The 9,005-nt window shown below is 67.4% G+C and carries 7 protein-coding genes; 5 read left to right on the forward strand and 2 right to left on the reverse strand.

What is annotated here, in order from left to right; genetic code table 11:
- The first annotated feature begins 2 nt into the window (after positions 1-2).
- The gene (ugpC, locus tag KAK09_RS10180; protein ID WP_210878827.1) at positions 3-1,052 is read left to right on the forward strand and encodes a sn-glycerol-3-phosphate ABC transporter ATP-binding protein UgpC; all 1,050 of its coding nucleotides are present in this window, start codon (positions 3-5) and stop codon (positions 1,050-1,052) included.
- Between the two features lie 289 nt (positions 1,053-1,341).
- On the opposite strand, the gene KAK09_RS10185 is transcribed toward ugpC, so the two are convergent.
- Entirely contained in the window at positions 1,342-2,040 is a 699-nt protein-coding gene (locus KAK09_RS10185) for a GntR family transcriptional regulator (RefSeq protein ID WP_336244445.1), read from the reverse strand.
- Positions 2,037-3,425 (reverse strand): formimidoylglutamate deiminase, encoded by a 1,389-nt coding sequence (locus KAK09_RS10190; RefSeq protein WP_210878828.1) that lies wholly within the window; start codon positions 3,423-3,425, stop codon positions 2,037-2,039. The genes KAK09_RS10185 and KAK09_RS10190 overlap by 4 nt, the downstream gene beginning before the upstream one ends.
- An 82-nt stretch (positions 3,426-3,507) precedes the next feature.
- Between KAK09_RS10190 and hutI the strand changes: the two genes are divergently transcribed.
- From hutI to hutU, 4 genes are read left to right on the forward strand one after another with little or no spacing between them, the layout of a single operon-like run.
- A complete protein-coding gene (gene hutI, locus KAK09_RS10195; RefSeq protein WP_210878846.1) occupies positions 3,508-4,698 on the forward strand; it encodes an imidazolonepropionase in 1,191 nt (396 codons plus the stop codon).
- On the forward strand, positions 4,692-6,215 hold the full coding sequence (hutH, locus tag KAK09_RS10200) for a histidine ammonia-lyase (protein WP_210878829.1): 1,524 nt from the start codon (positions 4,692-4,694) through the stop codon (positions 6,213-6,215). Before hutI ends, hutH begins: the two co-directional genes overlap by 7 nt.
- Positions 6,212-7,003: an N-formylglutamate deformylase gene (gene hutG / locus KAK09_RS10205; RefSeq protein ID WP_210878830.1), complete on the forward strand. Its 792-nt coding sequence runs from the start codon at positions 6,212-6,214 to the stop codon at positions 7,001-7,003. Before hutH ends, hutG begins: the two co-directional genes overlap by 4 nt.
- A 2-nt stretch (positions 7,004-7,005) precedes the next feature.
- Positions 7,006-8,691, forward strand: coding sequence for a urocanate hydratase (hutU, locus tag KAK09_RS10210; protein WP_210878831.1), 1,686 nt, complete (start codon positions 7,006-7,008; stop codon positions 8,689-8,691).
- Positions 8,692-9,005 lie beyond the last annotated feature (314 nt).

Consider the following 9,005-nt stretch of genomic DNA (forward strand, 5'->3'; position numbering starts at 1 on the left):
ACATGGCGACGGTAGAACTCGACAACATCCGCAAGCGTTTCGGCTCCGAGGAGGTGATCGGGGGCGTAAGCCTTTCGGTCGCCGACGGCGAGTTCATCGTCATCGTCGGCCCCTCGGGTTGTGGCAAGTCCACCCTCCTGCGCATGGTCGCCGGGCTGGAAACGATCACCGAGGGCGAATTGCGCATCGGCGGGCAGCGCGCCAACGACCGCGAACCGATGGACCGCGACATCGCCATGGTGTTCCAGAACTACGCTCTCTATCCGCACATGAGCGTGGCGCAGAACATGGGCTACGGGCTGCGCATCAAGGGCCTGCCCAAGGCCGAGATAGACGCCAAGGTGGCCGAGGCGGCGCGACTGCTGCAACTCGACGCACTTCTGGACCGCCGCCCGCGTGACCTTTCGGGTGGTCAGCGACAGCGCGTGGCCATGGGGCGTGCCATCGTGCGCGAACCGTCGGTCTTCCTCTTCGACGAGCCGCTCTCGAATCTCGATGCCAAGCTGCGCGTGCAGATGCGCCTCGAGATCCGCGAGTTGCAACGCAAGCTGGGCGTGACCGCGCTCTACGTCACCCATGATCAGGTCGAGGCGATGACCATGGCCGACCGCATGATCGTGATGAACGCGGGGATAGCCGAGCAGATCGGCACGCCCATGGAGGTCTACGAGCGTCCCGCCACCCGCTTTGCGGCGCAGTTCATCGGCAGCCCGGCGATGAACGTGCTGCCCGCCGAGGCGCGCGAGGACGGTCTGCACCTTGGCGCGGCCACCCTGCCCAATCCGGGCGCGTTGCGCGGGCCTGTGCTGCTCGGATTGCGCCCCGAACATCTCAACCCCGATCCGCAAGGCCCCATCGAGATGCAGGTGATGCTAGCTGAACCACTGGGCGCAAACACTCTGCTGCATGGCCGCCTCGCTTCGGGTGCGGCTTTCACCGCCAGCCTGCCGGGCGTGCACCGCGCCGATGCCGAGCGCACCACTCTGCGCCTGTCGATCGCCGGCGAAAACCTGCACCTCTTCGACCCGGACACCGGCCGGCGCCTCAACTGAGCCCCCTGCGATGCGCACAAAAACGGTGAGCCGCCACAGGCGCAGCGCATCAATGGAAAATGAAGGCCGAGGCACCGTCCTCCCAGTGCGCCGCACCAGGGCTAAAGCGCCACGACACCCCGGAACCCTTCCTTGCCAAAGCGGCTGACGGTTCAGCAGCCTGACGGAGATGACCGGCCAAAGCCGGATGACAAGGATGGCGTCCGCCCGCCACGGCATATCGGGGGTCTCAGGTGCGATCATTCGCGTTCACGCCTCGCGCGGAGCCGCTGCGCGCAAGCGGGGCGCGTCACATCTCCGTGACCAGGCGATAGCCCGGCGCATAGGTCAGCGTGACCGCCGTGATCGGCGTGGTATCGGAAAAGGTGGTGCGGTCCACGGCGAACAGGGCCGCGCCTTCATCGCATGCCAGATCCGCGGCAAGCGCGCGGTCGGCAGCGCGGGCGTAAAAGCCGAGATCGCCGCCCGAGAAGGCAATGTTGCGCACCAGCCACTCATTCGCGCTCTGCGCGTCAAAGCACAGCCCGGGCCCGGCCACCGCAGGGTTGAGCCAGCGGCTCTCCAGGCAGAAGGGCCGATCATCGGCCAGATGCAACGCCCGCACGAAGCGCAGTTCGGACATGCTGCCGTCCATCAGGCGCAGGGCTTTCCGAACCTCTGTCGGGGCAGGCGCAAGCCGGTCGGCCAGAAGCCGGTAGCCATATCCCTGCCCGCGTCCCTCGATGTCCTGGCGTATGATGGATATCTCGAATGTCGCCTTGCGCACCGGGGTCAGCGCAACCCGCGTGCCCCCCTTGCGCCGCCGTTCGAGATAGCCCGCCTCGGCCAGATCGCGCAGCGCGCGGTTCACCGTTGCGCGCGCACAGCCGAATTCCTCGGCAAGATCGGCCTCGTGCGGGATCTGCGCGCCGGGTGGCCAGATCCGGCTGCGGATGCGGCGCAGCGCCTCGGCACGCAGCGATTGCCATGTGACGGAGCCGGCAATCACAACGCCGCCAGACGCCGCGTCACGGCGCGATAGGCGCGGGTGATGTCATCGTGCTTCACATGCCTTCCCTCGCTCACCAGATGCCGCCCTGCCGACCAGACGTCGCACACCGCGCGATCATCGGCGGCGAAGATGAAGGCGTCAAGCAGGCTGTCGCCCTGCCGCCCCTCCAGATCGACATGGCCAGTGTCCAGCGCCACAAGATCAGCCAGCTTGCCCACTGCCAGCACGCCCGCATCGCGCCCGCAGGCTTTTGCCCCGCCGCGCGCCGCGCTTTCCAGAAGCACCCGCCCGGTAGAGCGGTCGGCAGTCGCCAGCGCCGCGCGCGAACGGTCACGCAGGCGCTGCGAATAGTCGAGGCTGCGCAACTCCTCCGACAGGCTGATACGGATGTTGCTGTCCGAGCCGATGCCCCAGAGGCCACCTGCACCGGTCCAGGCCACACCGTCGAAAATCCCGTCGCCAAGGCTGGATTCGGTGATCGGGCAAAGACCGGCGACCGCGCCCGTGGCCGCCAGCGTCAGGGTCTCCCGGCGCTGCATCTGGGTGCAATGGATCAGGCACCAGCGGGCGGTGACCTGCGCATGATCCAGCAACCATTCGACAGGGCGTGCGCCCCGGACCGCCTGCACCTCCTCGACCTCGGCCACCTGTTCGGCCAGATGCATGTGCAATGGTGCGTCGGGGCGCAGCGCAACCGCCATCGCCAGTCCCTCGGGCGAGACCGCCCGCAGACTGTGCGGCGCCACGCCCAGCCGGGCATCGCCGGGCAGCGCGGCCAGCGCTTGCCCGGCCTCATCGACGAGGCGGGCAAAGCGATCAGGATCGTTGCCGAAACGGATCTGCCCCGCGGCCAGCGCGCGCTGGTCGCAGCCACCGTATTGATAAAGCACCGGCAGCAGCGTCAGACCGATCCCGCTTTGCCCTGCGGCGGCCACGACGCGCGCCGACATCTCGGCCAGTGACTGATAGGGCCGACCGCCGGGCGCGTGGTGCAGATAGTGGAACTCTGCCACCGCGGCATAGCCGGATTCGAGCATCTGCATCTGCACGAAGGCGGTGATCGCCTGCACATCGTCGGGGCCGAGCCGGTCGAGAAAGCGGAACATGAGCTGGCGCCATGTCCAGAACGTGTCACGCGGATCAGGGCCGCGGCGCTCGGTGAGGCCAGCCATGGCGCGCTGAAAGGCATGGCTGTGCAGATTGGCCGGCGCAGGCAGAAGCGCGCCCACGCGCCGCGCGCCCGGCTCGGGTCGGCTGTCGGGGCGCAGCGCCGCGATTCGCCCCGCGTCATCCAGCGTCACTGCAACATCGCGCGCCCAGCCTCCGGCCAACAGCGCCTGTTCGGCCCAGATACGCAGTGCAGTTATGGTTCTGGCGGTCATCGCGTTCCCCGTCGTTTGCCCGTTGACTCGAAAATTAAGTATAGACATAATCTGCGAAAGCGAAGGGGGAATCAAGATGCAAATGCCGCAGCCGCAACTTCTGACCAACGCCAGGCTGGCCATGCCGGTCGCGCCGGTTGACGGGCGCGGGGCGGTGGTGATCGGGGGCGACCGGATCCTCTGGGTCGGACCCGAGGACGCGCTGCCCGCCGATTACACAAGCCTCGCGCGCCAGGACATGGAAGGGCGGCTTATTACCCCTGCCCTGATCGATTGCCACACCCATCTGGTGCATGGCGGCAATCGCGCGCGCGAGTTCGAGATGCGGCTCGAAGGCGCTTCATACGAGGACATCGCCCGCGCGGGCGGCGGCATTGTCTCGACGGTCGAAGCCACGCGCAACGCCTCCGGGGACGACCTGCTGGCACAGGCTCTGCCGCGGCTGGATGCGCTGCTGGCTGAAGGTGCGACGACCATCGAGGTCAAGTCGGGCTACGGGCTTGATCGCGAGACCGAGTTGCGGATGCTCCGTGTCGCCCGTGCCCTCGGGCGGGCGCGCCCGGTGCGGCTGCGCACCACCTTTCTCGGGGCCCACGCGGTGCCGAAAGGGCAGGATGGCGACCGCTATATCGACGAGATCTGCATCCCCACCTTGCAAGCGGCCCATGACGAGGGGCTGGTCGATGCGGTCGATGGTTTCTGCGAGGGGATCGCCTTTTCACCCGCCCAGATCGCACGGGTCTTTGATGCCGCGCGCCGCCTTGACCTGCCGGTCAAGCTGCATGCCGAGCAACTGTCGCATCAGGGTGGATGCCAGTTGGCGGCGCGGTATCGGGCGCTTTCGGTCGATCATGTCGAATACGCGACCGAGGCCGATGCCCGCGCCCTGGCCGCCGCCGGAACCGTTGCCGTTCTGCTGCCCGGCGCATTCTACTTCCTGCGCGAGGCGCAATTGCCGCCGATCGCCGCTTTTCGTGCCCATGGCGTGCCTATGGCGCTTGGCACCGACTGCAATCCCGGCTCGTCGCCGCTGACCTCGCTGCTGCTGGCCATGAACATGGCCTGCACCCTGTTCCGGATGACCCCGGACGAGGCCCTGCGCGCCGTCACCATCCATGCCGCCCGCGCTCTCGGACTCACGGATTGCGGGATCCTCGCCGCAGGCAAGCGTGCCGATCTGGCGGTCTGGAATGTCGAAACCGTCGCCGAACTTGCCTATCGCATCGGCTTCAACCCGCTTCACGCCCGCATCTTTGGAGGACGCGCATGCTGAGTCTGACCCCAGGTTCCACCACGCTGGCACAACTTGAACGGCTGTGGCGCGACGGGCTGCCCGCACGCCTCGATCCGGCCGCCCGCCCCGGCGTCGAGGCTGCAGCCGCAGCCGTGCAGCGCGCAGCGATGGGGAACGCGGCGGTCTATGGCGTGAATACCGGTTTCGGCAAGCTTGCCTCGGTCAAGATCGCCGCCGGGGATACCGAGACGCTGCAACGCAACCTGATCCTGTCGCATTGCTGCGGCGTGGGCGACGCGCTCGATCCCGCCACCACACGGCTGATGATGGCGCTCAAGCTTCTGAGCCTCGGGCGCGGGGCCTCGGGCGTGCGATGGGAGATCGTCGCGCTCATCGAGGGGATGTTGGCGCGCGGCGTCGTGCCGGTGATCCCCTCCCAAGGCTCGGTCGGGGCCTCTGGCGATCTTGCGCCGCTTGCCCATATGGCCGCCGTCATGATCGGCGCGGGCGAGGCGACAGTCGCGGGCGCGCGGCTTCCCGGCGCAGAGGCGCTTGCCCGTGCGGGCCTCAGCCCCGTCGTGCTTGGCCCCAAGGAGGGGCTCGCGCTTATCAACGGCACCCAGTTTTCCACCGCGCTTGCGCTCACCGGCCTTTTCGACGGCTGGCGCGCGGCCACCACCTCGATGGTCACGGCGTCGATGTCCACCGATGCGATCATGGGCTCCACCGCGCCCTTGCAGCCCGAAATCCACGATCTGCGCGGCCATGCCGGTCAGATCGAGGTGGCCCGCGAGATGCGCGCGCTGATGGACGGCTCGGAAATCCGCGAGAGCCACCGGGACGATGACGCCCGCGTGCAAGACCCCTATTGCATCCGCTGTCAGCCGCAGGTGGCGGGCGCCGCGCTCGACCTGCTTCGTCACGCCGCGCGCACGCTGGAAATCGAGGCCAATGCCGTCACCGACAATCCGCTTGTCCTGGGGCCGGGGCGGATCGTGTCGGGCGGCAACTTCCATGCCGAGCCGGTGGCCTTCGCCGCCGATATCATCGCGCTGGCGCTGGCCGAGATCGGGGCCATCGCGCAACGCCGCGTCGCGCTCATGGTCGATCCGACGCTGAGCCATGACCTGCCGCCGTTCCTGACGCCCGCGCCGGGCCTGAACTCGGGGCTGATGATCGCCGAGGTGACGACCGCAGCATTGATGAGCGAGAACAAGCATCTGGCCAATCCCTGCTCCACCGATTCGACCCCCACCTCGGCCAATCAGGAGGACCATGTGAGCATGGCCGCCCATGGCGCGCGGCGGCTGGGGCGGATGAACAGCAACCTTGCGGTCATCCTCGGGATCGAGGCAATTTGCGCCGCGCAGGGCATCGGGTTTCGCACGCCGCTACAGACCTCGCCGCGCCTGCAAGCGGTGATTGCCGCGCTGCGCGCAGAGGTGGCCCCGCTCGGGGCAGACCGTTTCCTTGCCCCCGATCTGGAGCGCGCGGCGGAAATGATCCGCTCCGGCGCGCTGATCTCGGCGGCGGGGCTGGAGGGTGTGCGGCCATGACGCCGGTGATCGTCGAACAGGGCGACGGCCCAGTGGTGCTCGGCCTGCCGCATGTGGGAACCTATGTGCCGCCCGAGATTGCGGCACGGCTGAACGCACGCGGGCAAACGCTTGCCGATACCGACTGGCATGTGGACCGGCTCTATGATGGTCTCCTGCCCGGTGCCACCACCGTGCGCGCCACCTTCCATCGCTACGTGATCGACGCCAACCGCCCACCCGAAGGATCAAGCCTCTATCCGGGGCAGAACACCACCGGCCTTGTCCCGCTGACCGATTTCGACGGTGAACCGATCTGGAATCTGCCCCCCGACGCCGCCGGGATCGAGGCGCGCCGGGGGGCGTATCACGCGCCCTATCACGCGGCGCTGGCCGCCGAACTGCAACGGGTGCGCGCACGTCACGGCGTGGCGATCCTCTATGATTGCCACTCGATCCGCTCGAAGATCCCGTTCCTCTTCAAGGGCACCTTGCCGGATTTCAACATCGGCACGGCGGACGGCACCACCTGCGATGCGCGCATCGCGCAGGCGGTTCTTGAGCGGTGCACGGCCACGGGCCGCCCGACCGTGCTTGATGGCCGCTTCAAGGGCGGCTGGTGCACCCGCCACTATGGCCGCCCGAAGGACAATATCCACGCGATCCAGATGGAACTGGCCCAATCCACCCATCTGGCCTCGGAATCCCCGCCCTTCGCCTATGACCCCGCCCGCGCCGCGATGCTGCGCCCGGTGCTGGCGGATATCCTGCACAAACTGGCCACGCTGGCCCCCGAGTTGAGAGGCTGACCATGACCGATCCCCGCCACAACACCCGTGACATCTATCCCGCCACCGGCACCGAGATCAGCGCGAAAAGCTGGCTGACCGAGGCCCCCTTGCGGATGCTGATGAACAACCTCCACCCCGATGTCGCCGAGAACCCGCATGAGCTTGTCGTCTATGGCGGGATCGGGCGCGCGGCGCGCACATGGGAGGATTTCGACCGCATCTGCGACGCCTTGCGCGCGCTTGAGGCCGACGAGACGCTACTTGTGCAATCGGGCAAGCCCGTTGGCGTGTTCCGCACCCATGCGGACGCGCCGCGCGTTCTTATCGCCAATTCCAACCTCGTGCCGCATTGGGCGACCTGGGATCACTTCAACGAATTGGACCGCAAGGGACTGGCCATGTATGGCCAGATGACCGCCGGATCGTGGATCTATATCGGCACGCAGGGCATCGTCCAAGGCACCTATGAGACCTTCGCAGAGGCAGGCCGGCAGCATTACGGCGGAAACCTCAAGGGCCGCTGGATCCTGACCGCCGGTCTGGGCGGCATGGGCGGGGCGCAGCCCTTGGCCGCCGTGATGGCCGGGGCCTGCTGTCTGGCCGTGGAATGCGACGAGACCCGCGCCGATTTCCGCATCCGCACCCGCTATTGCGACGCCAAGGCCCACGACCTTGACGAGGCGCTGGCCATGATCGACGGCTGGTGCAAGGCGGGCGAGGCGAAATCCGTGGCGCTCATCGGCAACGCGGCAGAGGTGTTCCCCGAACTGGTGCGCCGGATGAAGGCGGGCGGCCCGCGTCCCGATATCGTGACCGACCAGACCTCGGCACATGATCCGATCCACGGCTACCTTCCCCTGGGCTGGAGCGTCGCGGAATGGCGCGCCAAACAGGAGACCGATCCCAAGGCGGTGGAGGCCGCCGCACGCGCCTCGATGCGTACCCATGTCGCGGCCATGGTGGACTTCTGGAACGCAGGCGTGCCGACGCTTGATTACGGCAACAACATTCGCCAGGTCGCGCTGGAGGAAGGGCTGGAGAACGCCTTTGCCTTTCCCGGCTTCGTGCCCGCCTATATCCGCCCGCTCTTCTGCCGGGGCATCGGCCCGTTCCGCTGGTGCGCGCTCTCGGGCGATCCCGAGGATATCTACAAGACCGATGCGCGCATGAAGGCGCTTTTCCCCGATAACGCCCACCTTCACAACTGGCTCGACATGGCGCGCGAGCGCATCGCCTTTCAGGGCCTGCCCGCCCGTATCATGTGGATCGGGCTGGGCGATCGCCACAAGGCGGGGTTGGCGATCAACGAAATGGTCCGCAACGGCGAATTGAAGGCCCCGGTCGTCATCGGGCGCGACCATCTGGATTCGGGGTCTGTCGCCAGCCCCAACCGCGAGACAGAGGCCATGAAAGACGGCTCTGATGCCGTGTCCGACTGGCCGCTTCTGAACGCGCTCCTCAACACCGCGTCAGGCGCCACCTGGGTCAGCCTGCACCATGGCGGCGGCGTCGGCATGGGTTTTTCGCAACATTCCGGCATGGTTATCTGCTGCGATGGCAGCCTTGATGCTGACCGGCGCCTGAGAAATGTACTCTGGAACGATCCGGCAACCGGTGTGATGCGCCATGCCGATGCCGGCTATCAGACCGCCATTGATTGCGCGCGCGAACACGGGCTCGATCTGCCTGGAATCCTGAGGGATTGAGCCGGGTCATCCGTTTCCTGTGGTTGCCTCTGCGGACCGCCGCACAATGCGCGGACGATGCGGTGCCGGACTGTCCCGTGCTCGACACCCTCGCATGCCGAGCGAGCCTTGCATTCGGAGAGCGTTACAAGAACTAACTCCCATTGTGAATGGCCCGGTTTCTTGGGGCCACGTCACACCGCGCAGGCGCGCATCAGCCCCGACCGTTTCGCCTGAATCGCCCTCGTCCGCCCAAGCCGAAGGCCGCAGCGGCCTGCACGTGCCGCTGCCGCTGCCGGGCGCGCGCAGGAACCGACGGGGCGGCACCGGGAAAC

This window comes from Roseovarius autotrophicus (assembly GCF_018069895.1).
Lineage (GTDB): Bacteria > Pseudomonadota > Alphaproteobacteria > Rhodobacterales > Rhodobacteraceae > Roseovarius > Roseovarius autotrophicus.

What these genes read in the sequence shown, in the direction of transcription:
- hutI (WP_210878846.1), top strand. Translation starts at nt 3,508, where the DNA reads ATGCCGCAGCCGCAACTTCTGACCAACGCCAGGCTGGCCATGCCGGTC.
- hutU (WP_210878831.1), top strand. Translation starts at nt 7,006, where the DNA reads ATGACCGATCCCCGCCACAACACCCGTGACATCTATCCCGCCACCGGC.
- KAK09_RS10190 (WP_210878828.1), bottom strand. Translation starts at nt 3,425, where the DNA reads ATGACCGCCAGAACCATAACTGCACTGCGTATCTGGGCCGAACAGGCG.
- ugpC (WP_210878827.1), top strand. Translation starts at nt 3, where the DNA reads ATGGCGACGGTAGAACTCGACAACATCCGCAAGCGTTTCGGCTCCGAG.
- hutG (WP_210878830.1), top strand. Translation starts at nt 6,212, where the DNA reads ATGACGCCGGTGATCGTCGAACAGGGCGACGGCCCAGTGGTGCTCGGC.
- hutH (WP_210878829.1), top strand. Translation starts at nt 4,692, where the DNA reads ATGCTGAGTCTGACCCCAGGTTCCACCACGCTGGCACAACTTGAACGG.